General features: G+C 69.0%; 26 protein-coding genes. 17 read left to right on the top strand and 9 right to left on the bottom strand.

The features are described 5' to 3' along the window. The gene (locus G578_RS24800; protein ID WP_038013640.1) at nt 1–747 is read left to right on the top strand and encodes a class I SAM-dependent methyltransferase; all 747 of its coding nucleotides are present in this window, start codon (nt 1–3) and stop codon (nt 745–747) included. Beyond that, nucleotides 744–1,256, top strand: a complete 513-nt coding sequence (locus G578_RS28195; protein WP_051244000.1) for a GNAT family N-acetyltransferase — start codon at nt 744–746, stop codon at nt 1,254–1,256. The genes G578_RS24800 and G578_RS28195 overlap by 4 nt, the downstream gene beginning before the upstream one ends. Here the strand turns inward: G578_RS28195 and G578_RS0104960 are convergent. The 3 genes from G578_RS0104960 to G578_RS24790 are packed head-to-tail and all read right to left on the bottom strand — an operon-like array spanning nt 1,241 to nt 4,299. Next, nucleotides 1,241–2,131, bottom strand: coding sequence for a GNAT family N-acetyltransferase (locus G578_RS0104960; protein WP_028793296.1), 891 nt, complete (start codon nt 2,129–2,131; stop codon nt 1,241–1,243). The two genes, G578_RS28195 and G578_RS0104960, sit on opposite strands and share 16 nt — an antisense overlap. Continuing rightward, a complete protein-coding gene (locus G578_RS0104955) occupies nt 2,128–3,162 on the bottom strand; it encodes an aspartate aminotransferase family protein (protein WP_028793295.1) in 1,035 nt (344 codons plus the stop codon). Before G578_RS0104955 ends, G578_RS0104960 begins: the two co-directional genes overlap by 4 nt. Before the next feature lie 18 nt (nt 3,163–3,180). After that, a complete protein-coding gene (locus G578_RS24790; protein ID WP_169400822.1) occupies nt 3,181–4,299 on the bottom strand; it encodes a DegT/DnrJ/EryC1/StrS family aminotransferase in 1,119 nt (372 codons plus the stop codon). A 127-nt stretch (nt 4,300–4,426) separates the two neighbouring features. Here G578_RS24790 and G578_RS0104945 point away from each other — a divergent pair, with 127 nt between their 5' ends. The 4 genes from G578_RS0104945 (at nt 4,427) to G578_RS0104930 (ending at nt 9,561) form a co-directional block, all read left to right on the top strand. Continuing rightward, complete coding sequence (locus tag G578_RS0104945; protein WP_028793294.1) at nt 4,427–6,499, top strand: O-linked N-acetylglucosamine transferase family protein; 2,073 nt, start codon at nt 4,427–4,429, stop codon at nt 6,497–6,499. Between the two features lie 170 nt (nt 6,500–6,669). Next, the gene (locus G578_RS0104940) at nt 6,670–7,134 is read left to right on the top strand and encodes a hypothetical protein (protein ID WP_139189154.1); all 465 of its coding nucleotides are present in this window, start codon (nt 6,670–6,672) and stop codon (nt 7,132–7,134) included. Between the two features lie 73 nt (nt 7,135–7,207). Further along, nucleotides 7,208–8,395 (top strand): hypothetical protein, encoded by a 1,188-nt coding sequence (locus G578_RS0104935; protein ID WP_156907207.1) that lies wholly within the window; start codon nt 7,208–7,210, stop codon nt 8,393–8,395. Then, nucleotides 8,392–9,561, top strand: coding sequence for a DUF2061 domain-containing protein (locus G578_RS0104930; protein WP_028793291.1), 1,170 nt, complete (start codon nt 8,392–8,394; stop codon nt 9,559–9,561). Before G578_RS0104935 ends, G578_RS0104930 begins: the two co-directional genes overlap by 4 nt. Before the next feature lie 119 nt (nt 9,562–9,680). Here G578_RS0104930 and G578_RS0104925 read toward each other — a convergent pair whose 3' ends face one another. The 3 genes from G578_RS0104925 to G578_RS0104915 all read right to left on the bottom strand — a co-directional run bounded on the left by G578_RS0104925 (nt 9,681) and on the right by G578_RS0104915 (nt 12,530). Continuing rightward, complete coding sequence (locus tag G578_RS0104925) at nt 9,681–10,352, bottom strand: DNA-3-methyladenine glycosylase I (protein ID WP_028793290.1); 672 nt, start codon at nt 10,350–10,352, stop codon at nt 9,681–9,683. A 138-nt stretch (nt 10,353–10,490) separates the two neighbouring features. Beyond that, complete coding sequence (locus tag G578_RS0104920) at nt 10,491–11,294, bottom strand: enoyl-CoA hydratase (protein ID WP_028793289.1); 804 nt, start codon at nt 11,292–11,294, stop codon at nt 10,491–10,493. Between the two features lie 39 nt (nt 11,295–11,333). Beyond that, entirely contained in the window at nt 11,334–12,530 is a 1,197-nt protein-coding gene (locus G578_RS0104915) for a CaiB/BaiF CoA transferase family protein (RefSeq protein ID WP_028793288.1), read from the bottom strand. Nucleotides 12,531–12,833: 303 nt separating this feature from the next. Between G578_RS0104915 and ccmA the strand changes: the two genes are divergently transcribed. From ccmA to ccmI, 9 genes are all read left to right on the top strand, one after another. Beyond that, complete coding sequence (gene ccmA, locus G578_RS24785; RefSeq protein WP_051243994.1) at nt 12,834–13,511, top strand: heme ABC exporter ATP-binding protein CcmA; 678 nt, start codon at nt 12,834–12,836, stop codon at nt 13,509–13,511. Further along, complete coding sequence (gene ccmB / locus G578_RS0104905) at nt 13,508–14,173, top strand: heme exporter protein CcmB (protein ID WP_028793287.1); 666 nt, start codon at nt 13,508–13,510, stop codon at nt 14,171–14,173. The genes ccmA and ccmB overlap by 4 nt, the downstream gene beginning before the upstream one ends. Nucleotides 14,174–14,187: 14 nt before the next feature. After that, complete coding sequence (locus G578_RS0104900) at nt 14,188–14,907, top strand: heme ABC transporter permease (RefSeq protein WP_028793286.1); 720 nt, start codon at nt 14,188–14,190, stop codon at nt 14,905–14,907. A gap of 141 nt (nt 14,908–15,048) precedes the next feature. Then, nucleotides 15,049–15,240, top strand: a complete 192-nt coding sequence (gene ccmD, locus G578_RS0104895; protein WP_028793285.1) for a heme exporter protein CcmD — start codon at nt 15,049–15,051, stop codon at nt 15,238–15,240. Next, complete coding sequence (gene ccmE, locus G578_RS0104890; protein WP_028793284.1) at nt 15,237–15,728, top strand: cytochrome c maturation protein CcmE; 492 nt, start codon at nt 15,237–15,239, stop codon at nt 15,726–15,728. Before ccmD ends, ccmE begins: the two co-directional genes overlap by 4 nt. After that, complete coding sequence (locus G578_RS0104885; RefSeq protein WP_028793283.1) at nt 15,725–17,701, top strand: heme lyase CcmF/NrfE family subunit; 1,977 nt, start codon at nt 15,725–15,727, stop codon at nt 17,699–17,701. Before ccmE ends, G578_RS0104885 begins: the two co-directional genes overlap by 4 nt. 4 nt (nt 17,702–17,705) lie before the next feature. Next, entirely contained in the window at nt 17,706–18,239 is a 534-nt protein-coding gene (locus G578_RS0104880) for a DsbE family thiol:disulfide interchange protein (RefSeq protein ID WP_028793282.1), read from the top strand. Beyond that, entirely contained in the window at nt 18,236–18,724 is a 489-nt protein-coding gene (locus G578_RS0104875) for a cytochrome c-type biogenesis protein (protein WP_028793281.1), read from the top strand. The genes G578_RS0104880 and G578_RS0104875 overlap by 4 nt, the downstream gene beginning before the upstream one ends. Beyond that, nucleotides 18,721–20,133 (top strand): c-type cytochrome biogenesis protein CcmI, encoded by a 1,413-nt coding sequence (ccmI, locus tag G578_RS24780; RefSeq protein ID WP_051243992.1) that lies wholly within the window; start codon nt 18,721–18,723, stop codon nt 20,131–20,133. The genes G578_RS0104875 and ccmI overlap by 4 nt, the downstream gene beginning before the upstream one ends. On the opposite strand, the gene G578_RS0104865 is transcribed toward ccmI, so the two are convergent. After that, a complete protein-coding gene (locus tag G578_RS0104865; protein ID WP_028793280.1) occupies nt 20,114–21,202 on the bottom strand; it encodes a 5-(carboxyamino)imidazole ribonucleotide synthase in 1,089 nt (362 codons plus the stop codon). The two genes, ccmI and G578_RS0104865, sit on opposite strands and share 20 nt — an antisense overlap. Before the next feature lie 3 nt (nt 21,203–21,205). Then, on the bottom strand, nt 21,206–21,697 hold the full coding sequence (gene purE / locus G578_RS0104860; RefSeq protein ID WP_028793279.1) for a 5-(carboxyamino)imidazole ribonucleotide mutase: 492 nt from the start codon (nt 21,695–21,697) through the stop codon (nt 21,206–21,208). A 156-nt stretch (nt 21,698–21,853) separates the two neighbouring features. Here purE and G578_RS0104855 point away from each other — a divergent pair, with 156 nt between their 5' ends. Both G578_RS0104855 and G578_RS0104850 read left to right on the top strand, forming a co-directional pair. Beyond that, the gene (locus tag G578_RS0104855) at nt 21,854–22,396 is read left to right on the top strand and encodes a response regulator (protein ID WP_051244830.1); all 543 of its coding nucleotides are present in this window, start codon (nt 21,854–21,856) and stop codon (nt 22,394–22,396) included. A gap of 28 nt (nt 22,397–22,424) precedes the next feature. Further along, nucleotides 22,425–22,922, top strand: a complete 498-nt coding sequence (locus tag G578_RS0104850) for an Hpt domain-containing protein (RefSeq protein ID WP_028793277.1) — start codon at nt 22,425–22,427, stop codon at nt 22,920–22,922. Between the two features lie 37 nt (nt 22,923–22,959). Here the strand turns inward: G578_RS0104850 and G578_RS0104845 are convergent, their stop codons facing one another. Continuing rightward, nucleotides 22,960–23,184, bottom strand: coding sequence for a YdcH family protein (locus G578_RS0104845; protein ID WP_425425872.1), 225 nt, complete (start codon nt 23,182–23,184; stop codon nt 22,960–22,962). Nucleotides 23,185–23,204 lie beyond the last annotated feature (20 nt).

Raw genomic sequence — 23,204 nt, 5'->3', positions numbered from 1 at the left:
ATGACCGACGCCGGCCAGAAGGACATCGAGTTCGCCTACGTCAACGACCTTGTCGGGGATTATGACGAGTCCGAGTTCGACGTGCGGATGCGCGGCTGGATGATGCGGGCGATGGAGCCGTGGATGCCCGCCACCGGGACCTGCCTGCAGATGGGCTGCTACAAGGGCGATCTGACGGTGCTGCTGGAGGAACGGTTCGGCCGGGTGGACGTGGTGGACGCCGCCGAGCGGTTCCTCCAGGTCACCAGATCCCGGCTGAAGAACCCGGGCACCTTTCACCAGACCCTGTTCGAGGATTTCGTCACCGACAAGCGCTACGACGCGGTGTTCCTGGTGCATGTGCTGGAGCATGTGGTCGACTCGGTCGAGACGCTGGCCGGCATCGGCCGGCTGCTGAGCCCCGGCGGCCGGGCCTTCGTCGTCGTGCCGAACGGCCATGCCGCCTCGCGCCGGATCGCGGTGGCCATGGGCCTGATCGACCATTGCACCGCCCTGACGCCGAGCGACGTGAAGCACGGCCACCGGCGCACCTATGTCCTCGACACCCTGGAAAGCGATGCTCGCAAGGCCGGGCTGACGGTCGCCCATCGCGGCGGGATCTTCTTCAAGCCGCTGGCCAATTTCCAGTTCGACACGCTGTTCGGCAGCGAGGTGATGAGCGACGCCTATCTGGAAGGCTGCTTTCAGCTCGGTTTCACCTATCCGGACCTGACCGCCTCCGTCTTCGTGGTGCTCGAGCGGCGATGACCGTCCGACTGCGGCCGCTGCAGGAGGAGGATCTCAGGCGCATCTACGACTGGCAGCGCGACCCGGCGCTCTACGACCACCTCGTCGGCGACCGCCGGGACGTGGCCTGGGAGGAGGCGCGGGACTGGATGGTCCGGCATTGGCTGCCCCAGGCGCCCCATCGCCGATACGCCCTGTGCGCCGCCGACGGCGCGATGGTCGGCTGCGTCTATCTGCTCGCGGTGGAGGGCGCGCCGGACGTCCTGGAGTTTCATGTCTTCATCGCGGACGCCGCACGGCGCGGCCAGGGTCTCGGCCGGCGGGCGCTGGCCGAGGCGCTGAGGGTCGCGTTCGGGGATCTGCGGGCGGAGGCGGTCCGGCTAGAGGTGCTGGCGACCAACACGGCGGCACGCCGGATCTATGACGATGCCGGTTTCGTGGAGACCGGGCGGCGTCAGGTGGAGAAACGGGCCAGACCGGTGACCGCCATCGCCATGACCCTTCCCCGGAGCGCCTATCGCCCGCGATAGGCCGGGAAGTACCCGCTCGACGGGTCGACGCCCGAGACCGCGACCGCGGCGTCGTATCCTGCGCGGTCGAGAATGAATCCGCTCAGCCAGGTCGCCCGTTCCGCGTTCGCGAAGCCCCGCTTGAACCGGGCGAGACCATGGCTCGGATCGTCGGCCAGCCCCGGCGCCCCGCCCAGATCCAGCACCCGGCATCCGGACAACGCCTCGATCGCGGCGACATAGAGCGCGTAGCCGGCGCCGGCGGCATACCCGGCCTCGCTGGAGGCGCCGAGATGGTTATGCGCCACCTCGCCGTCGCTCAGCCAGATCGACACGGCGGCGATCTCGCCCGCCACACGGGCCGCGAGCACCAGGGCCTGCGGGTCGGTCGCCAGGGCGGCGAAATGCGGGGTACCGAGGCGCGCCCCGGCCTGGATGCGATGCCGGACGACCAGCTGCCCGTAGAGTTCCTCCCACCGGGCCATGACCTGCGGCAGGGCGACCCGGTCCACCGTGACCTGTCGCTGGGCGCGGCGGATCTCGTAGCGGTGATGTCGGGACGGCGCGAAGGGGCCGGCAGCGCGATCGACCACGTAATGCGTCTTGAGCCGGCGATGCAGGTCCGCGTGCGCGGCCAGCCAGGCCGCGTCGGGCGCGTTCAGGGGGTCGGCCACGACGGATAGGGCGACCGCACCGGCCGCGCGCAGCGTCTCCCGGCCCTCGGCGGGGTCCACCGTCGCGTCGAACCCGCCCATGGGATAGGCGCTGGCCGCGTCGATTCCGCCCCCGGCGGGCAGCGGACGCAGCAGCACATGCCCGCCCCACAGCGGCGCCACCCGGCATCCGTCCCGGGCCAGGCTCTCCACATAGGATCGTCGGCCGTAGGGTCCGCTCATGACAGCGCCCGCAGCACGGCACCGGCCAGCCGCTCCATGTCCGCGGCCCCGTAGCGGTGATCGACCGGCAGGGTCAGCATCCCGTCGCGCAGTCGCGACGCCACCGGATCAGTCGGGTCGGTCGTGCCGGCCTCTCCAAGCTCGCGCCAGTGGACCGCGCAGAACAGACCATCGGCGGCGAGCCGGGCGGCCACGGCATCCCGTTCCCGCGCCAGCAGCAGGGGATAGCCGAACGGCGCGGCCGTACCGCGTAGCCGCGCGACGACCGGTGCGGCCCGATCCGACAGCCGCCGGTCCAGGGCCGCGAAATTCTCGCGACGCCGCGCCGCCATGTCCTCCACCGGCGAGGCGGCGAGGATGTCGCGCGTCCGGTCGGACAGGGCGGCGTCGGTCACCGCGTGGGCCCGTTCCATGTCCACATAAAGCCGATACGCCGCCTCCACCTGCTCCCGCGTGACCGCCGCCGCCCTGGCCTCCGCGGCCCCGGCGTGGCTGGCCGGCGACGGCGCCAGGCGGGGCGCGGGCAGGTCGGAGACCGGCCCCACCAGCAGCCCGCCATCGGCGACCCCCAGCAGCTTGCGGGGGCTGTACAGCCGCCACGCGCCCGGCATCCCGGCGCCCATATCGAGTGCCTGGGCGCGGTCCTCCAGCCAGACCACGTCGGCGCGGCGAGCCGCGATCTCGCGCAACCGATTGCAGACCGGGGCGCCGAAATAGGCCACCGCCGCCACCAGGTCGCCCGGCGCGAGCGCCGCCTCGAAGGCCGCATCGTCCAGCGCCAGAGCCATGTCGACGCCGTAGCGCCGCACGCTGGATCCGGCGGCCGCGTCCATGTCGGCGCAGAGATAGCGCGGCAGCCAGACCGTTCCCGGTGCCAGGCCGCGCACCAGATGGGCGAAGGCGCTGCGGGCGTTGTGAAAGCCGCTCCACCCGCCCGCCGACGTCCAGCGCGCGAGCACACTGTCGCCGGCAGGCGGATCGCCCGACGGCTCCAGTCCGAAGAACCCGCCGATGGTGGAGGCCGCTTTCATCAGGCTGTCATGGGGCGGTCAGCGGCCGCGCAGAGTGTCGCCGACGATGGCGGCGATCTCCAGGATCTCGTCGCGCTCCAGCCCCGGATAGCAGGGCAGGCCGATGCAGCGCTGGGCCAGCCAGTCGGTCACCGGCAGCAGGTCGGAGCTGAAGCGGCGATAGGCCACCTGCTTGGCGATCCCGCCGCCCCACCAGCGCCGGGTCCCGACCCCCCGTGCCGCCAGCGCCTCGTCGAAGCCGGGCGGCAACGGGTCCTCCCGGGTGATCATGATGGTCGAGGACGCATAGTCGTCGCCGGTGCCCGGCAGCAGGCGGATCCGGTTGTCGGCGGCGAACCCCTCGCGATAGGCGGCGGCGATGTCGTCGAAGATCCGACGGGTCTGCGGCCAGGCATCGAGTGCCGCCAGGGTCACGGCCGCATGGTACTCGCTCATCTTGCCGTTGATCGCCCGGCTCTGCGCCACCCGGTCGCCGAAGAAGCCGAAATTGATGCATTTGCGGATCTCGTTGATCAGATCCACGTCTGTGGACACGGCGAACCCGCCTTCTCCCGCCGCCAGGACCTTGGTGGCGTGCAGGCTGAAGACCGCCGGGCTGAGCCCGACGTCGCCCTTGTCGAAGGCGGCGGCCGAATCCATCACCACCGCCAGCCCGGTACGGCGGGAGAAATCGTCCCAGGACGCCATGTCGTAGGGACGGCCGAACGGGGACACCGGCACCACGGCCACAGGTTCGCCGGGAATGCGCGACAGGGCGTTTTCCACCGCTTGCGGCGTCAGCGACCAGGAATCCTCGTCCACATCCAGGAGATAGGGTTCCAGCCCGGCCGCCAGCACCGCATGCAGGGTGGCGACGAAGGTCCAGGCGGGCAGCAGGCAGTAGGCGGCCCCGTCATTGACGTTGCGCTTCCGGGCCCGGGCCTCGGCCTGCAGGGCAGCGGTCAGACCGGCGGTGGCGTTGGACACCGTCGTCACGCAGGCCGCGTCGATCCCATAGCGCTCCGCAAGCCGCGCTTCGACCGTCCCGGCCAGAGGACCGAAATTCGAGTAGTACTGGTTCTCGTCGATCTGCCGCAGATACGGGAGAATGGCATCGGCGGTTGGCAGCCGGGGACGTGCGACGGGAAAACGCAACATCATCATCGTTCTCTTGGAACTTTGTGTCATGGTAGACACGGTGATCACGCTGATCGACACGGAATAATCTAGCCGCTTTCGTATCGGGCCGCCTCATGAAGGATCTCTGCTTGAAGGAAGTTGTCTGGTGAGTGGAACCGCCCTGCCCATCGCCAGTGTCGCCAAACGGCTGCAAAGCCGCCTGAATGAAGGCCGTCTGCTCGAGGCGACCGGTGACCTGCGCCGGCTCGGGCTGGCCATGCCCGACTCCGTCGGACCGCTGCAACTTCTGGCCGCCATCGAGGGGCGAATCGAACTCCACGACCAGGCCGCACGCCATTTCCGTCAGGTCTTCGCGCTCGACCCCCACAATATGGAGCACGTGCTCCAGGCCATGGCGCTGCCGCCGGAGGCCGGCGTCCCGGCGGACCGCATCCGACGCGTGTTGATCGAGCAGCCCGGCCTGGCACGGGGCTACGCCCTGCTCGCGGCGACGCCGAACCGACCGGCCGGCGACAACGGACTTCGCGCCGCCATCCTGACCCCGACGGATCCGGCCTATCTGATCCTCGCCGCGGTCCGCCGTCTGGCCGTCAGCGAGATGGAGCGCGCCGAGAAACTTGCTCAACGCGCCTCGGTGATCAACCCGACGGCCCACGAGGCGACGCTGGTCCTGGCGGAGGGGCGCCGCTCCCTTGGCCATGGCGACCGGGCGCTGACGCTGGCCCGCCGCGCGCTTGCGACCGTGCCCGCCGATCCTAAGGTTTGGGTCACCGGCGCGCTCTGCGCCCACCGCCTGTCGCGATTCGACGAAGCTCGACAGATGGCCGACGTGGCGGCGGTCATGCGTCCGCGCGACGCCGGTCACGCCGCCCGGGCGGCGACGCTGCTGCCCCATGTCATCATGTCCGAAGACGAGATGTGGGATATCCGGGCCCGGATCCGGGCGCTCTGCGCGCAGGAGGGCTTCGCGCCGATCCAGGATCCGATTCACGAGGTGGGCACGGTCCCGTTCGCGCTCGGCTATCACGGCATCAACGACCGGGCGCTGCTCGAAGACCTGTGCGCCTTCTATCGGCGTATTTGCCCGATGCTGACCATGACCGCGCCCCATATCGGCCGCAAGCGGCGGCCCGGAAAGCGCCGGGTCGCTTTCGTGTCTGAGTTCTTCCGCGACCACTCGATCTACAACATGACCGAGGGTCACCTGCGATTCATCGACCGGGACGAAATCGAGGTGACGGTGGTGCAGATCGGCACGCTGCCTTCGCCGATGCACGGCCAGATCGCGCACATGGCGGACCGGGTGGTCGCCCTGCAGCCGGATCTGCAGTCCGTGCGCACCCGGCTTGCCGAGATGGAACTGGACGCCATCGTCTTCGCCGATATCGGCATGACGGCAATGAGCTATTTCCTGCCCTTCGCCCGGCTGGCGCCCCTGCAGATCGTGCTGCCGGGCCATCCGGTCACCACGGGCATCGACACGGTGGACCAGTTCTTCACCTCGGCCTGGATGGAGCCGGAGAACTGTCGCGATCACTATTCCGAGACGCCCATCCTGGTGGAGGGCCTGGCCATCGCCTACGCCGAGGAGCGGACCCGCCATACGCCGGTCTCCCGGAGCGAGGTCGGCCTGCCGGAGACCGGCGCCATCTATCTGTGCGGCCAGACGCCGGTGAAGATGCACCCGGCCTACGACCGGATGCTGGGCGATATCCTGGAACAGGACCCCACCGGGACGGTCGTGCTGTTCGACGCACCGGGCATCTACAGCAACATGTCCAAGGGACTTCTGGAGAGACTGAGGCGGGCCAACGCGGATCGCCCGCAGATCATGGACCAGCTGCGGCTGCTGCCGCGCATGCCGCTGGAGCGCTATCTCGGGGTCATGCGGCAGGCCGACGTGGTACTCGACACCATTCATTTCAACGGCGGCAACACGACGATGCAGAGTCTGGCTCTCGGCCAACCGCTGGTGACCTACCCGACCGACATGATGCGGGGGCGCGTCACCCTCTCTCCGCTGATCGCGATGGGCATGCGCGAGGAGCTCGAAGCCACCTCGCCGGAAGACTATGTGAACCGTGTCCTGACGCTTGGCAGCGACCGGGACCGGGCCGACGACCTGCGCCGCCGGCTGCTCGATGCGGCGCCGGCCCTGATCGATTCCCGTACCGCCCCGCGCGCGCTTTGCGACCTCATTCTCGGGGCGGCTCCGTAAGCCGGCTCGGTGCCGGACACCGACCATGAGCGTTTGGCACTGATTGTTCGACTGATCCGGGAATTGTATTGCCCGCCATCGGGGCTCCGCGCATACTTGTAAAAAGCGTCCGATCGTTTCGGCAGTGGATCCGATCGGATGTGCGAACAGCCAGGAATGCGAGGGGAATGATGCGGCGATCACTTTCTGTTTCCGGCCTGGCGGTCGTGGCGCTGTTGAGCGTTGCGCGGCCGGCCTCCGCCGATACCACCACCACTCTGGCGCAGACCTTTGCGCTGACACTGGCCGGCACGATCATCGGTGCCTACGGACTGCCCTATGTGCTGCCGGCCGTGGCGCCGACCGTCGGGTCGGCCTATGCGGCCACCGCCGGGGCGGTGAACGGTGCGCTGACGCCGATCTTCTCCGCGCCGGCGACGGTCGCGGCCGGATACACGGCGACGGCCGGTGCCATCGACGGCGCGCTGAGCACCGCCGGCGCCTACACGGTGATGCAGCCGCGGCTCGTCGGTGCCGTCAGCGGCATGGCGATCGGCCTGATCAGCGGCCTGTATATTTTCTCCGAGCCGGCGGTCGAGGACGTGGCGACGGGACCGTTGGACACGACCAACACCGTGGTGATGCTCCAGCAGTAACCAACAGCCCATCGGATCCAGTCTTCGATGGGCTTTTCTGTGACCGCATATACAATCTTATGGGGTGTTACACATGGTCCGCATACCCCTAAACGCTGTGCTGCGGCACGGGCGCGCGCTTCTCCTTATCGCCCTTTCCCTCACGCTCTGGACGACCGCCGCCCCGGCGCTGGAGGTCGGCGAGACCCTGACGAGCTACGCGGAGCTGCGCGGCCGGCAGGTTCCCCTGCCGGGTGGCGACTGGACGGTGGCGGGCCTCGGCAACAACACCATCGTCTCCGGCGTGGCCGGTGCCTACGGGACCATCGAGAACGCCGTCCTGCTGCAACTGAATGGCGACAAGGTCCGCGGCATCGTCGAGATCAACACCAACGTGATTTCGGTCACCGAGGGATGGGGCACGACGGATGCCTGCCTGCGCGACGGCGTGCTGGCCAAGCTCAATCTGTACCGAACGGCGGTGGACGGGTTCTGCTACTTCGTGACCGAGACCACGCGTCCGGTCAGCGGCGGGACCGACGCCTGGAAAGCCGCCAAGGCATTCGCCGCGGAGCGCGGCTACGCCATGCCGCAGGAGTGGCTGACCGTCGGGTTCCGCCTCTCCAACCGCCACGACATCCTCGACGCGCGCTATCACTTCGACGGTCTGGAACTCGGCACCCTGGCCCCGTCGGTTACGGTCTGGACGCCGGAGACGGTGGTGGAGGACGCGAACAAATACGCCGTGGTGAACGATCTCAACGCCTGGGCCGGTCTGACCTCGGAGCTGTTCGAGAGCGGATTGCGCGGCCGGTTGGACGACAAGCTGCACGGCCTGGCGGTCCCCCAGCCCCTGGCGGTGGTCGATGACGGCAGCGTCGATCCCAGCGCCATCGGCCGAGCCAGCAAGGCTGCCCGCAAACGGGCGCTGGAGGATCTCGCCGCCGACGGGGTGATCCGCCAGGACGACCTCGCCGTCTATTTCGCCGCGGTCGACAACACGGCCCCGCCGCCGACGCTGGAGAGCTACTATCAGACCCTGGTCGCCAAGATGATCTCCTTCAATCTGTTCCGGGTCTCGGTCGACTATCTGCTCGCCTACATCGTGACGGTTAGCGCCGCGGTTTCCGGCTACATCACGGCGTCGATCGTGGTGACCCACTCGATGGCGCAGATCGCCAACGACCTCGCCTGGGATTCCTATATCGCCGGGCAGCGTAAGGACGGCTCGGAACTGGTCGAGTTCGACTATATCGAGCAGGCGGCGGAGAAGCGGTCATGACCATGCGGATCGTCCCCCTTCTGGCGGGCCTGTGCCTGGGGGCCGCGGCCCTGTTTCCCGCCCCCGCCTCGGCCATCGCCGTCGGCGACACGGTCAGCGACGTGCTGCGGGTCTCCGGCAAGGACATCCCCCTGCCCGCCGGCCCCCACACGGTGGTCGAGGTCGGCTTCGCCCAGATCGCACAGCCGGAATACGGCGCCCAGGTCAATCCGGAGGATTACGGCCCGATCCGACGCATCACCCTGGTCCGCGCCGATGACGGCCTGATCGCCGACGCGGTCGAGATCGTGGTCAACACCCTGCCGCATCCCGACGGCTGGGGCATCGCCAGCGACTGCGCGCGCGACGACATCTACGCCACCCTGACCCGCTACAAGAGCGGCTGGGACGTCTCGTGCATGTGGGTGCTGCCGGCGGCCTCGACCGCGCTCGGCGAGGCGGTGCGGCCGGTCGACGACGCGGTCATGACCTATGCTGTCGGCCAGGAGCTGGTGGTCCCGCCGCTGTTCCTGGAGGCCGGGTTCCGCGTGGCCAACCGGTATGACGCGGTGAACGTGCGCTACCAGTTCGCCGCCATGGATCAGGGCGCACCGGCCGCCGGTACCGCCCTGGAGGCCTGGCTGCCCGCCAACATCGCCGAGGCCCCAGGACCGCTGGCCAAGGTGCAGTCGGTCGCGGCCTGGGCCAGTTCGATCTACCCGGCCGTCGAGCAGGGGCTGCGCATGCCCCTGGCCCAGGGGGCCAGCTTCGCCAATCCGTTCGACGACGTCACCTTCACCGGCAAGGTGACCGACCGGGCCCAGCGCCTCGCCCAACTGGAGGTGCTGCGGGAATCCGGCACGGTCAGCCCCGAGGAATATGCCCGCCAGAAGGCGATCATCGAGGCCGAGATCGAGCCGAAGGCGGAGAACGCGTGGACCTACGCGACGGTCGCCGGATACAAGGCCTTCACCTATCGGGTGGTGGTGACGACGATCAACGCGGGCATCGACTATGTGTTCATCGGCCAGCCCTTCGCCGCCGGCGTGCTGGTGATCCTGCAGGTGGTGGTGAACACCACGAAGTTCTTCTTCCACGAGGTGATGTGGCAGGAACTGTTCGGCGTCGGGCCGCTCCAGCGCGAGAACCCCCGGGTGATGGATTTCGTGCCGCCCCGAGCGGCGTGAGTGGGGCCTGCGCCTGGGATGGCATGGGCGGAGGCAATCTCATTCGGCCGCCTTGGCACGCTTTTCCGTAGGCCCCGGCACAAGGCCGGGGAATGAATAGAGAGAAAGATCGGGGGAGTTCACCCCACCCCGAACGCCAGCACCCGGCTGATATGCGACAGCGGCCGGCCCGACTCCGCCGCCCAGGCGTTGAACGCCGCCTGAACCGCCGCCATGTCCTTGCGCGCGGTCGGCTCCTTGTCGACCACGCCCTCGCGGATCAACGCCTTGACCACATCCTCGGAGAGCAGGTAGCCGTCGCGGCCCATGAAGCGCATGGCGATGGCGCCCACCCGACCGCCCAGCCGCGAACCGCGCTTCTTCAGCATCTCAAGCAGCCCGGCATAATCCTCGGCCGGCCACGCGGCGAAGCACTTGGCCGCCGAGCCGTATTCGCCGGCGAGATCCTGCAGGAACGCGGCGTTCTCCCGCACCGAACGGATCTTCGCTCCGTTGCGCACGATGCGGGTATCGGACACCAGGGCGTCCAGATCCTCGTCGCTCATCAACGCGCAGCGGCCGACATCGAAGCCCCAGAAGGCGGCCTCGAAGCCGTCCCACTTGCCGTCGACGACCTTCCAGTTGAAGCCGGACTGGAAGATCCGCCGGGTCATGTCGGACAGCCAGCGGTCGTCCGGGATCGCCGCCAGCTCGTCGGCGGTCTTCGGAGAGGTCAGCAATGCCTCCAGCGCCGCATCGCCGCCCTTGCGGGCGGCGGCACGGGCGTAAAGGTCGAGGAAGGATGCGGCCATCGCGCCCGCCTCCCTAGAGCAAATCACGATCAGATGGTCACATCCGATCGTGTGACTTTGCTCTAACTTTAATGGGTTAGAGGACGATTCACGGGTCAGATCGAGTCGATCTGAACCGATCGTGCTCTAGTCGCGGCGTCAGGTTGCCGTGAAGTTGGGGGTCCGCTTCTCCATGAAGGCGGTGCGGCCTTCCTTGTAGTCGTTGCTGCCGAAGCACTTGCGCACCGCCTCGTCCGGCTGGGACAGGTCCCAATCGCCCTGCGGCTTGGCCAGTTCGATCAGCGAGGCCTTGACCGCCTGGACCGACAGCGGCGCGTTGCCGGCGATCCGGTCGGCCAGCGGCCACAGCACGTCGTCGAGTTCGGCCTTCGGCACCACCCGGTTGACCAGGCCCATGATGCGGGCCTCCTCGGCGTCGAACTGCCGGGCGGTGTAGAAGATCTCGGCGACGAATTGCGGGCCGACGATGTCGTACAGCCGGCGCACACCCTCGAAGGCGTAGCCGATGCCGAGCTTGGCGGCCGGCACGGCGAAGCGGGAATCATCGGAGCAGATGCGGATGTCGGCATCCAGCGCGATGGCCAGGCCGCCGCCGATGCAGTAGCCGTTGATCCGCGCGATGGTCGGCTTGCGCAGGTTCTGGACGGTGTCGTGGAAATCGGCGACCGCCTCGTTGTAGACCTCGATATGCTCGACCGAGGAGCGTTCGTTCTCGAACTTGGAGATGTCGGCGCCGGCCACGAAGGCCTTGTCGCCCGCGCCGGTCAGCACGACGCAGCGGATCTCGTCATCCTCGGCGAAGGTGGCGACCGCCTCGCGGCCCTCGCGCCACATGTCGAGCGACATGGCGTTGTGCTTCGCCGGGTTGTTGAACGTCACCACGCCGACGCGCCCGCGGCGCTCGACGAGAAGGCGGTTTTCGGAAGCTTCGGCTGTGGCCATTGTCTTGCTGGCTCCTGAGTTCTGTCTGTTCGAGTAAGATTAGATGACGCTGCGGCCGCGCAAGTCTGCGATCTCCGCCTCGCTGTAGCCGTGCTCGGCCAGGATTTCGTCGGTCTGCTCGCCGGGGTCCGGCGGATAGACGACGATCTCGCTCGGCGTGCGCGACATCTTGATCGGCTGGCCGACCAGATCGATCCGGCGGCCGACATTCGGCGAATCCACGCCGCGCTGCATGCCGAGATGCTGGATCTGCGGGTCCTGGAACACCTTGTCGATGGTGTTGATCGGCCCCGCCGGCACGCCGGCCTCGTTGAACAGGTCGACCCAGTCCTCCGAGGACTTGGTGCGGGTGATCTCGTCGATGATCGCGTTCAGCGCATGCCGATTGGCGGAGCGCAGTTCGCCGGTGGAATAGTCCGGATGATCCGCCAGGTCGTCGCGGCCGATCGATGTGCAGAACCGCTTCCAGATCGCCTGGCCGGCCACCGCGATGTTGATATGGCCGTCGGTCGTGGTGAACACGCCGGTCGGGATCGAGGTCGGGTGGTCGTTGCCCGCCTGTTTGGGCACGGTGCCGTCCATGGTCCAGCGTGCGGCCTGGAAGTCGAGCATGAAGGTCATGGCCTGCAGCAGCGAGGTCTGCACCCACTGGCCCTTGCCGCTCTCGCCGCGCTCCAGCAGGGCGACGAAGATGCCGATGGAGGCGAACAGCCCCGCGGTCAGATCGGCGACCGGGATGCCGGCCCGCACGGGACCCTGGCCGACCAAACCGGTGATGCTCATCAGCCCGCCCATGCCCTGGGCGATCTGGTCGAAGCCCGGGCGCTTCTCGTACGGGCCGTCCTGGCCGAAGCCGGAGATCGACGCATAGACGATCCGCGGATTGATCGCCGACAGCGTGTCGTAGTCGACGCCGAGCCGGGTCTTCACATCGGGGCGGAAGTTCTCCACCACCACATCGGCGCTCTCGACCAGCTTCTTCAGGACCGCCACGCCGTCGGGGTCCTTCAGGTTCAGCGACATCGCCCGCTTGTTGCGGTGCAGGTTCTGGAAATCGGAGCCGTGGCGCTTGCCGCCGAGCTGGTTGCCGCCCTCAAGCGCCTCGGGCAGCTCGACCTTGATGACGTTGGCGCCCCAATCGGCGAGCTGACGGACGCAGGTCGGCCCGGACCGGACCCGGGTAAGGTCCAACACCTTGATATGCTTCAGGGCGTCGGAGGCTGGCGTGAACGGCATTTATGATCCTCCCATTGAGCGCGGGCAGACTAGACGACCCCGGCAAGTGCGCCAATCCTCGCAATAAAAGGCATGCGGCGGAGTGTCGCATCGGGCATAGCCCCTCGAAAGGGGACCCAGGGGTTCCTATATCAGTTACAAGGCCAGTCAAAGAGCCATGATCTCGTCGGGAGATTACTCCCGGACTGCCTCGGAAGCGGCATCGCACCCTCCCCTCCCCCCGCAGATGCGGTGCCGCTTCCACCAGTTTCTCTTTCCTCTCGAAATCGTGTAATCGGCACCGTCCCGCGTTATAGAGGGCCGATGACCGAGCTTTCCCCCGCACCCGGCCGCCTGACCGCGACGGATATCGCCGTGGCCCGCGGCGGGCGTCCGGTATTCGCCGGTCTCTCCCTGTCCCTGGGACCCGGCGAGGCCCTGCGGCTGGCCGGCCCCAATGGCGGCGGCAAGAGCACCGTCCTGCGGGTGATCGCGGACCTGCTGACGCCGCTCAAGGGCGCCGTGCGCTGGAACGGAACGGCGACCGCCGAGGATCCCTCGGCCCACAGCCGGCGGATCGCCTATCTCGGCCATGCCGACGCGCTGAAATCGGCGCTGACCGCCCGCGAGAATGCCGAAACCATGCTGTCCGTCGCCGGCCGCAACAACGGTGCGGCCCTGGACCGCGCGTTCGACCTGCTGGACCTGCAGCGGCTGTCCGACCTTCCGGCCGGATGGCTGTCGGCCGGGCAGCGCCGCCGGGTGGCCCTGGCGCGGGTCGTCGCGTCGGGCGCTCCGCTGTGGCTGCTGGACGAACCGACGGTCGGCCTCGACGCCGCGTCGGTTTCCGCCCTGGAACGGGCCATCGCCGGGCATCGCGCCGCCGGCGGGATGGTCATCGCCGCCACCCATATCGCACTGGACCTCGGCCCGGGTGACGCCACCCTCGATCCGGGTGCCTTCTCCTGGACGACAGACGTCTTCGGCGAGGCGCTGGTGTGAGCCCGTTTCTCGCCGTCATCGCCCGCGACCTGCGGCTCGCCCGACGCCAGGGCACGGACATCGCCATGACCCTGGCGTTCTTCGTGGTCGTGGTCGCGCTGTTCCCCCTCGGCCTGGGCCCGACGCCGGAGCTACTGGCCCGGATCGCGCCGGCGGTGCTCTGGGTCACCGCGCTGCTCGCCGCCATGCTGTCCTTCGACCGGCTGTTCCAGCAGGATTCCGAGGATGGCGGGCTGGAGCAGCTCGCCCTGTCCGGCCTGCCCCTGTCGCTGCTGGCCCTGGCCAAGGCCGTCGCCCATTGGCTGACCACCGGCCTGCCGATGCTGGTGCTGGCGCCATTGCTGGCCGTCAGCCTGAACCTGGCTTCCGACGCCTATTGGACCCTGGTCGCCACCCTGGCGCTGGGCACGCCGGTGGTCAGCCTGTTCGGCACGGTGGGTGCGGCCCTGGTGGTCGGTGCCCGGCGCGCCGGGGTGCTGGTGGCGCTGATCGTCCTGCCGCTGCTGATCCCGGTGCTGATCTTCGCGGTCTCGGCCATCGAGGCAGCGTCCGCCGGCCTGACGATCCGGGTTCATCTGCTGTTTCTCGGCGCGATCCTGGCCGCATCGATCCCGCTGGCACCGCTCGCCGCCGGTGCCGCCTTGCGCCAAGCCCTCGACTGAGCGATATCCACTGCATGCACCGTTTCGCCAATCCGACCCGGTTCTTCCGCATCGCCAACGCCGTCCTGCCGGTGCTGGCGGTGGTGTCCGCCGGGCTGTTCGCCGCCGGCCTGTACTACGCGCTGTTCGACAGCCCCGCCGACTATCAGCAGGGCGAGACGGTGCGGATCATGTACGTGCACGTGCCGGCCGCCTGGGCGGCGCTGGCCTGTTACGCCACCATGGCCCTGGCCGGCGCGTCCTTCCTGATCTGGAAACATGTGCTGGCGGATCTCGCCGCCCGTGCCGCCGCCCCGATCGGCGCCGGCTTCACCCTGATCTCGCTCGCCACCGGGTCGCTCTGGGGCCAGCCCATGTGGGGCACCTGGTGGGTCTGGGACGCCCGGCTGACCTCCGTGCTGATCCTGTTCTTCCTGTATCTGGGCTACATCGCGCTGGTGAACGCCTTCGACGACCCGGACCGGGGCGGACGGGCCGGTGCCGTGCTGGCCCTGGTCGGGGCGGTCAACGTGCCGATCATCAAGTTCTCCGTCGACTGGTGGAACACCCTGCACCAGCCGGCCAGCGTGCTGCGCATGGACGGCCCGTCGATCGCGCCGGAGATGATGCTGCCGCTGTTGCTGATGGCCGGCGCTTACTTCACGCTGTTCGGGGTCATGATGATCCTGCGGCTGCGCGGGCTGTACGCCGGTCGTCGCCTGCGCCAGATGAGACTTGCCGCGGCGTCCCGCTAGCCCACATCCCTGTCGGTCCGTGATGCGATTAGCCGCATGGAGCGGGCTGCCGTCGCGCTTGGCGTTGCGGGTCGGACGCCTTAGGTTTGGCGGGCAAGGGTGCGTAGGTACCCGTGGGTTACAGACCGGGGAGAACCGGGCGTGGACTATTTCTCGATGGGTGGATACGCGGCGTATGTGTGGCCGTCCTACGGCATCGCGGCGCTCGTCCTGATCGGACTTCTGATTCATTCCTGGACCGATGCCCGCCGCCTCGAGGCAGAAGTGGCGCGGCTGCGTGAGCTCGGCTCCGATATCCGCCGTCCGGCCGACATGCGGGGGGATGCCCCATGACCCGCAAAAACCAGCGCATCGCCCTGATCGTCGGCGGCCTCGCCTTCCTCGGCATCGCCGCCGGACTGGTGCTGACCGCGTTCGAGGACAGCGTCGTCTTCTTCTTCAGCCCGACCGACCTGCGGGCGGAGCCGGTGGATCCCGAACGCCGCATCCGCGTCGGCGGGCTGGTGGAGAGTGGGTCGGTGGAGCGCGGCCCGGCCGACGCGGAGATCCGCTTCAACGTCACCGACGGCAATTCGACGCTGACCGTCCGCTATGTCGGCATCCTGCCGGACCTGTTCCGCGAGGGGCAGGGCATCGTCGCCCAGGGCCGCCTGCAGAACGCCGTGTTCCAGGCGGACGAGGTCCTGGCCAAGCACGACGAGACCTACATGCCCAAGGAAGTGGCCGACGCTCTGAAGAAGCAGGGTCACTGGAAGGACGGGGAATCCCCGTACCCTGACGCCCAGGAGACCGGCGCACAACAGACCGGAGGTGGCTCTTGATCGCCGAGCTCGGCCATCTGGCACTCGCCGCCGCGCTGGTCGTCGCGGTGTTCCAGACCGTGGTGCCGCTCTACGGCGCGGCGCGCGGGGATTCCACGCTCATGGCCATGGCGCAACCGGCGGCCCTGGTCCAGTTCGCCGCGCTGATCCTTTCCTTCGGCGCGCTGACCCACGCCTTCGTGACCTCGGACTTCTCGGTCTCCAACGTGGCCGCGAACTCCCATTCCCTGAAGCCGATGATCTACAAGGTGTCGGGGGTGTGGGGGAACCACGAGGGCTCGATGCTGCTGTGGGTGCTGATCCTGTCGCTGTTCGGCGCGGCGGTGGCGGCGTTCGGCGGCAATCTGCCGGAGAGCCTGCGGGCGCGGACCATCGCGATCCAGGGGATGATCGGCATCGGCTTCCTCGCCTTCATCCTGTTCACCTCGAACCCGTTCGAACGGGTCGTGCCGCCGCCGATCGACGGCCGTGGGCTGAACCCGCTGCTGCAGGATATCGGCCTCGCCCTGCATCCGCCGATGCTCTATCTCGGCTATGTCGGGCTCTCCACCACCTTCTCCTTCGCCGTCGCCGCCCTGCTGGAGGGCCGGGTCGATCCATCCTGGGCACGCTGGGTGCGGCCCTGGACCCTGGCCGCCTGGGTGGCGCTGACCGCCGGCATCATACTCGGCTCGGGCTGGGCCTATTACGAGCTCGGCTGGGGCGGCTGGTGGTTCTGGGATCCGGTGGAGAACGCCAGCTTCATGCCCTGGCTGGCGGCGACCGCCCTGCTGCATTCCGCCATCGTGGTGGAGAAGCGCGACGCCCTGAAGAGCTGGACCATCCTGCTGGCGCTGATCGCCTTCGCCCTGTCCCTGCTCGGCACCTTCCTGGTGCGCTCCGGCGTGCTGACCAGCGTGCATGCCTTCGCCGTCGATCCGGAGCGCGGCATGTTCATTCTCGTCCTGCTGGCGATCGCCATCGGCGGCTCCTTCGCGCTCTATGCCTGGCGCGCGCCGACGATGGAGGGCGGCGGTGTGTTCCGGCCGATCAGCCGCGAGGGCGGGCTGGTGCTGAACAACCTGCTGACCGCGACCGCGGCGGCCACCGTGCTGATCGGCACCCTGTATCCGCTGGCGCTGGAAACGGTGACCGGCGAGAAGGTCTCCGTCGGCCCGCCGTTCTTCGAGGCGACCTTCGTGCCGCTGATGGTGCCGCTGGTCATCGCGGTCGGCATCGGTCCGCTGCTGGCCTGGAAGCGCGGCGACCTGGCCGGCGCCCTGCATAACCTCTGGGCCGCCGCCATCATCGCCATTTCGCTCGGCTTGGCGCTGGCCTGGCTGCAGGGCGCGCCGGTCGGCGCGGCCCTGGGCATGGCGCTCGCCGCCTGGCTGGGGGTCGCCGTGCTGACCGAACTGGCCGACCGGATCCGCCTGTTCCGGGTGCCGCTGTCCAGCTCCCTGTCCCGCGCCGCCGGCCTGCCGCGCGCCGCCTACGGCATGACGCTCGCCCATCTCGGGCTGGCGGTGTTCATCGTCGGCGCGGTCGGCGAAACCTTCTTCAGCGCCGAGGTCGTGCGTTACGCTTCCCGGGGCGACAAGGTGGAGATCGCCGGCCACACACTGACCTTCGAGGGAGTGACCGAGCGGGCGGGGCCCAACTTCAACGCCCAGGTCGGCACCTTCGTCCTGGAGAACGGCCAGCGCCTGGAATCCGAGCGCCGCTTCTTCCCGGCCGAGGGCCAGCAGACCACCGAGGCGGCGATCCGGGTGCGCCCGGCCGGCGACCTCTATGCCGTGCTGGGCGAGCCGGCCGACGGCGACCGCTGGACCGTCCGCGTCTATCACAAGGCCCTGGTGATGTGGATCTGGGTCGGCGGGTTTCTGATGTCCCTGGGCGGGCTGGTCTCGCTCGCCGACCGGCGCCTGCGCGTCGGCGCACCGGCCCCACGCCGCGAGCGTACGGCGCTCGCCGCCGCCGGCGGAGACGACTGAGCCCGTGCGCCGCCTGTTCGCCCTGATTCCGCTCGCCGCCGCCGTCGCCCTGGTGGCAGCCCTGGCCTGGCCGATCCTGGATGGGCGCAATCCGCAGGAACTGCCGTCGGTCCTGCTGGACAAGCCGGTGCCGGCCTTCGACCTGCCGGGCCTGGAGCCGGGCGCGCCCGGCCTCGCCTCCGCCGACCTCGCCGGCAAGCCGGTGCTGGTCAACGTCTTCGCCTCCTGGTGCGCCCCCTGCCGGGCCGAGATCCCCCGGCTGCAGGCCCTGGCCGGGGACGGCGTCACGGTCTACGGCCTGGCCTACAAGGACGACCCGGTGGCCACCCGCCGGTTCCTGTCCGATCTCGGCAATCCGTACGCGCGGATCGGGGTCGACCGCGACGGCCGCACCGGAATCGAGTTCGGCGTCTACGGCGTGCCCGAGACCTATGTGATCGACGGCAGCGGCGTGATCCGCCACCGCCATGTGGGCGAGGTGACCGACCGGGTGGCCAAGGCGACCCTGGTGCCGCTGCTGAAGGAGCTGGAGCAATGATCCGACCGGCGATCCGTGCCCTGCTCCTCGCCCTCCTGCTGCTGGCCGCCGGGCCGGCGCTGGCCGTGCAGCCCGACGAGGTGCTGGACGATGCGGCGCTGGAGGCCCGCGCCCGCACGCTCAGCGCCGAGGTGCGCTGCCTGGTCTGCCAGAACCAGTCGATCGACGACAGCAACGCCGAGTTGGCCCGCGACCTGCGTCTGCTGGTGCGCGAGCGCCTGATCGCCGGCGACAGCGACCAGGAGGTGCTCGACTTCCTGGTGGCCCGCTACGGCCCCTTCGTGTTGCTGGAGCCGCCGAAGACCGAGAGCACGCTGATCCTCTGGTACGGCCCCGCCGCCCTGCTCGGACTGGGCGCCATCGTGGTGATCGTCACCCTGGCGCGCCGGCGCAAGGCCGCCACGCCCACACCGCTCACACCGGAGGAGCGGATGCGCCTGGACGCGCTGCTGGACGAGGAAGACGACACCGGGAGGCCGGCATGATGTTCTGGGCCGTCGCCGGCGTCCTGGTGCTTGCCGCCGTGCTCGCCCTGATAGCGCCGCTGGTCCGCCGGCGCCAGGCCACGGCGCCGCGCGCGGAACACGGTCTGGCGGTGCTGAAGGACCAGCTTGCGGAGATCGAGCGCGACCGGGCCGCCGGGCGGCTGGCCGACGCGGAGGCGGATGCCGCCCGGATCGAGGTGGAGCGCCGCATCCTGGCCGAGGCGGATCGCGACGAGGCCCCGACCGCGACCGATCCCGCCTCCACCCGCTGGCGCCGCTTCACCGTCGCCGCGCTGATCATCGTCGGCGTGCCGGCCGCCACCGCCGCCGTCTACCTGCATGCGGGCAGCCCCGGCATGCCCGACCTTCCGCTGTCCGCCCGCGCCGACGAGCGCACCCGCATGGCCGAACTGGCGCAGCGTCAGCGCGGCATCATGGAGATGGTGCAGAACCTGGAGCAGCGGCTGGGCGGCCAGCCGGACGATCTGGAAGGCTGGATGCTGCTCGGCCGATCCCGGCTGGCCCTCGGGGATTTCGAGCAGGCCGCCGTCGCCTTCCGGCGCGCGGCCGGGCTGGGCGGCGGTGCCGAAGCGCTCGGCGAGATGGCCGAGGCCCTGGTCCGACGCGACCGCGGCATCGTGACTCCGGACGCCCGACAGGCCTTCCGGGACGTGCTGGAGATCGCACCGGCGGATCCCCGCGCCCGCTATTACCTGGCCCTGGGCGCTCTGCAGGCGGGAGACGCGGAATCCGCGCTGCGGCAGTGGCTGGCCCTGGCCGCCGACACGCCGCCCGATGCGCCCTGGCGGGCCGGGCTGATGCAGCGGATGGAGGATGTGGCCGCCGAGAACGGCATCGACCTGGCCGCCCTGGGCCAGGAGGTGGTCGGCGAGCGGCCGACGGCGTCGGGGCCGCGCGGCCCCAGCCAGGAGGACGTGGCCGCCGCCCAGTCGATGTCGTCGGAGGATCGCCTGGCGATGATCCGTGGCATGGTCGACGGGCTGCAGGCCCGGCTGGAGGCCGATCCGAGCGATATCGACGGCTGGCTGCGGCTGGGCCGGTCCTGGCAGGTGCTGGGCGAGCCGGAGAAGTCCGTGGCCGCCTACAAGGAGGCGGCGGAGCGGGCGCCGGACCGGGCCGACGTCCAGCTCGACTACGCCCGCGCCCTGTTCCCGCCGGGCACCGCCAACCGGGCGATGCCCCAGGCGTTCATCGACACGGTCGCCCGGGTGCGGGAGATCGAGCCGGAGAATCCGGAAGGGCTGTTCTTCGGCGGCATGATCGCCGCGCGCAAGGGCGACACGGAGGCCGCCCGGGATCTCTGGACCCGGCTGCTGGAGCGGCTGCCCGAGGACTCGCCGATCCGCGCCGCGATCCAGCAGCGACTGGCTATCCTCGGCGAGGGCTGAGCCGCCGGTTCACGTGTCCCATCTTGCGGCCGGCCCGGGCTTCCGCCTTGCCGTAGAGATGCACATGGGCGTCCGGATCGTGCAGATAGCCCGACACCTTGTCCACATCGTCGCCGATCAGGTTCAGCATCTCGCTCTCGCACAGGATGTCGGTCGGCCCGAGCGGCAGGCCGGCGACCGCGCGGACGAACTGCTCGAACTGCGAGGTGGCGCAGCCGTTCTGGGTCCAGTGGCCGGAATTGTGCGGCCGGGGCGCGACCTCGTTGATCAGCACTTCGCCGTCCTCGGTCACGAACATCTCCACGGCCAGAAGGCCGACGATGTCCAGGCCGTCGATCAGGGTCTCCGCCGCCTTGCGGGCCGCCGCGGCGACCGCGTCCGATACCCGGGCCGGTACGACAGAGCGGCGCAGGATGCCGTCCTCGTGGCTGTTCTCGGTCACCGGGAAGCAGGCGATCTCGCCGTCGGCACCGCGCGCGGCGATCACCGAGACCTCGGTGACGAACGGCACCATGCGTTCCAGAATGGCGTCGTCGCTGCCGAGTTCCTCCCACACGGTGGCGAGGCTCGACTCCATGTCGACCCGGATCTGCCCCTTGCCGTCATAGCCGAGCCGGCAGGTCTTCAGGATCGCCGGCACGCCGACGGCGGACAGCCCGTCGATCAGCTCGTCCAGGGTGGTCACCCCCCAGAACTGCGCGGTCTCCAGGCCCTGGTCCCGCGCGAAACTCTTCTCGGTCACCCGGTGCTGGGCGACCTCCAGGGCCATCGGCCCGGGGCGCACGGCCACGCGCTTCATCAGGTACTCGACCGTCGCGACGGGCACGTTCTCGAATTCGTAGGTCACGACATCGACCGCCTCGGCGAAGGCGTCCAGCGCCGCCCAGTCGTCCCAGGCCGCCGAGGTCGCCGCGAACGAGACCTGCGCGGCCGGCCCGCCGTCGGCGTCGTGATCGTAGATATGGCAGCGGTACCCGAGCGGGGCGGCGGCAAGGGCCGTCATCCGGCCGAGCTGGCCGCCGCCGAGGATTCCGATGACGGCGTTCGCGGGGAGAGGCTGGAGCGCCATGGATCAGCCCTCGTCCGTGGGGACGTCGGCGACCGACTCGGTACGCGCCTGACGCCAGGCCACCAGGGCGGCATCCGCCTCCGGGTCGGACAGCGCGACAATGGAGGCGGCCATCAGCCCGGCATTGGTCGCCCCGGCCTTGCCGATGGCCAGGGTTCCGACCGGAACGCCGCCCGGCATCTGCACGATCGACAGCAGGCTGTCCCAACCGGACAGGGCCTTGCTTTCGACCGGCACGCCCAGCACCGGCAGGGTGGTCATGGAGGCGACCATGCCGGGAAGATGGGCGGCACCGCCGGCGCCGGCCACGATCACCTGCAGGCCCCGACCCTTGGCGGCCTCGGCATACTCAACCATCCGCTTCGGCGTGCGGTGGGCCGACACGATCCGCGCCTCATACGCGATCCCGAGGTCTTCCAATACGTCGCAGACGTGTTTCATGGTTGACCAGTCGGACTGGCTGCCCATGATCACGCCGACCTTGGGTGAGGGCATATTCGCCTCCAAGTTGTCGATTGTGCCCGCGACCACCTGAAGCCGCGAAGCCGCGGACTATACGAACCGGACCCGCCGCATTCAAGAACAGCCAGCCTTGCTGACAGCCAGGGTTGCGAAGGTTAGAATAAACTCTTGTGATAAAAGGCGTTGCTGATGTCGATGAAGACGTATGCATTAGAGGCGATCTCGGTCCTCGTGGTCGAGGACAACCGATTCATGCGGTCTATATTGGTTAACGTCATCAAAGGACTCGGGGTCACCCACGTCGTCGAGGCACGCGACGGGCAGGAGGCCCTGGAGGAACTTCGCAACACCGCGGCCGACATCATCGTGATGGACTGGGAGTTGGAAGGGATGGCCGGATCCAAACTTCTGCAGACCGTGCGCAGCGGCAAGCGCGGGCTGAACCCGCTCACCCCGGTCATCGTCGTCTCGGCCAACACCATCGCCCGCAACGTGTTGCAGGCCCGCGACACCGGCATGACCGAGTTCCTGGCCAAGCCGGTCTCCGCCGCCGCGATCTATGCCCGGATCGTCTCGATCATCGAGCACCCACGCCGGTTCGTGCGCACCGGGTCCTATTTCGGTCCGGACCGACGCCGCCGCTTCGAGCCGGGGTATCTCGGACCCAAGCGGCGCGCCGACGACCGCTCGATGGACGACGCGACCGATATCGACGTGAAGAAACAGGCGTGACGTCCCAGCGACGTTTCAGGGGATCCTGATGACCGACAAGCACAAGGTCGAATTCATCGACAATCCGAACCCGATCCGCAAGAAGGTCCGGGTCGAACAGGGCGCGGATCCGGCCAACCTGATCCGCCGGGCCGACAAGCAGGTGCAGAAACTGTCCGGCGAGTTCGAGGAGATCTTCGCCGCCACCATCCCCGCCCTCGGCGAGGCGATGGAGGCGGTGCGCAAGAGCGACGGCGCGGACAAGGACGCCCTGGGCCAGGTACGGCGCATGCTGCACGACCTGCGCGGCCAGGCCGGGACCTTCGGCTATCCGCTGGTCAGCCAGGTGGGCGACAGCGCCTGCAAATTCATCGACCTGTCCGACCAGATCGGCGCGCCGGAGACCGAGGTGCTGGGCATGCATATCGACGCGCTGAAGGCCATCAGCCAGGCCAAGATCAAGGGCGACGGCGGCCCGGTCGGCGCCGAACTGCGCGGCGGCCTGCGCAAGGTGATCCTGAAATACAACGACCGGAAGACGGCTTAGTTTTGCTCTATCTTTAATGGGTTAGCGCGCGGTCGGTTCAGGCGATGATGTCGGGCAGGATCTGGCTTTCGAGCCGGCTCATCTGATCCTTCAGCGACAGCTTGCGCTTCTTCAGCCGCTGCAACTGGATCTGGTCGAACGGCGCGCGCTCGATCAGGCGAGCGATCACGTCGTCCAGGTCGCGGTGCTCGGTCTTCAGTTCGGCGAGCCGGCGTTTCAATTCTTCCAGATCTTCCACGGAGCCCTCGGTCGCGATGCGCACGGCGTCAGTCTTGTAACGTT

The sequence above is a fragment of the Thalassobaculum salexigens DSM 19539 genome, assembly GCF_000423805.1.
In the GTDB taxonomy this organism is placed as follows: Bacteria; Pseudomonadota; Alphaproteobacteria; order Thalassobaculales; family Thalassobaculaceae; genus Thalassobaculum; species Thalassobaculum litoreum.
This window is presented reverse-complemented; position numbering and strand designations above follow the sequence as displayed.

What these genes read in the sequence shown, in the direction of transcription:
- ccmI (WP_051243992.1), top strand. Translation starts at nt 18,721, where the DNA reads ATGATGTTCTGGGCCGTCGCCGGCGTCCTGGTGCTTGCCGCCGTGCTC.
- G578_RS0104900 (WP_028793286.1), top strand. Translation starts at nt 14,188, where the DNA reads ATGCACCGTTTCGCCAATCCGACCCGGTTCTTCCGCATCGCCAACGCC.
- G578_RS0104930 (WP_028793291.1), top strand. Translation starts at nt 8,392, where the DNA reads ATGACCATGCGGATCGTCCCCCTTCTGGCGGGCCTGTGCCTGGGGGCC.
- ccmE (WP_028793284.1), top strand. Translation starts at nt 15,237, where the DNA reads ATGACCCGCAAAAACCAGCGCATCGCCCTGATCGTCGGCGGCCTCGCC.
- G578_RS0104915 (WP_028793288.1), bottom strand. Translation starts at nt 12,530, where the DNA reads ATGCCGTTCACGCCAGCCTCCGACGCCCTGAAGCATATCAAGGTGTTG.
- G578_RS0104920 (WP_028793289.1), bottom strand. Translation starts at nt 11,294, where the DNA reads ATGGCCACAGCCGAAGCTTCCGAAAACCGCCTTCTCGTCGAGCGCCGC.
- G578_RS28195 (WP_051244000.1), top strand. Translation starts at nt 744, where the DNA reads ATGACCGTCCGACTGCGGCCGCTGCAGGAGGAGGATCTCAGGCGCATC.
- G578_RS24790 (WP_169400822.1), bottom strand. Translation starts at nt 4,299, where the DNA reads ATGTTGCGTTTTCCCGTCGCACGTCCCCGGCTGCCAACCGCCGATGCC.
- ccmA (WP_051243994.1), top strand. Translation starts at nt 12,834, where the DNA reads ATGACCGAGCTTTCCCCCGCACCCGGCCGCCTGACCGCGACGGATATC.
- G578_RS24800 (WP_038013640.1), top strand. Translation starts at nt 1, where the DNA reads ATGACCGACGCCGGCCAGAAGGACATCGAGTTCGCCTACGTCAACGAC.
- G578_RS0104955 (WP_028793295.1), bottom strand. Translation starts at nt 3,162, where the DNA reads ATGAAAGCGGCCTCCACCATCGGCGGGTTCTTCGGACTGGAGCCGTCG.
- purE (WP_028793279.1), bottom strand. Translation starts at nt 21,697, where the DNA reads ATGCCCTCACCCAAGGTCGGCGTGATCATGGGCAGCCAGTCCGACTGG.
- G578_RS0104855 (WP_051244830.1), top strand. Translation starts at nt 21,854, where the DNA reads ATGTCGATGAAGACGTATGCATTAGAGGCGATCTCGGTCCTCGTGGTC.
- G578_RS0104960 (WP_028793296.1), bottom strand. Translation starts at nt 2,131, where the DNA reads ATGAGCGGACCCTACGGCCGACGATCCTATGTGGAGAGCCTGGCCCGG.
- G578_RS0104865 (WP_028793280.1), bottom strand. Translation starts at nt 21,202, where the DNA reads ATGGCGCTCCAGCCTCTCCCCGCGAACGCCGTCATCGGAATCCTCGGC.
- G578_RS0104935 (WP_156907207.1), top strand. Translation starts at nt 7,208, where the DNA reads ATGGTCCGCATACCCCTAAACGCTGTGCTGCGGCACGGGCGCGCGCTT.
- G578_RS0104850 (WP_028793277.1), top strand. Translation starts at nt 22,425, where the DNA reads ATGACCGACAAGCACAAGGTCGAATTCATCGACAATCCGAACCCGATC.
- G578_RS0104925 (WP_028793290.1), bottom strand. Translation starts at nt 10,352, where the DNA reads ATGGCCGCATCCTTCCTCGACCTTTACGCCCGTGCCGCCGCCCGCAAG.
- G578_RS0104875 (WP_028793281.1), top strand. Translation starts at nt 18,236, where the DNA reads ATGATCCGACCGGCGATCCGTGCCCTGCTCCTCGCCCTCCTGCTGCTG.
- G578_RS0104940 (WP_139189154.1), top strand. Translation starts at nt 6,670, where the DNA reads ATGCGGCGATCACTTTCTGTTTCCGGCCTGGCGGTCGTGGCGCTGTTG.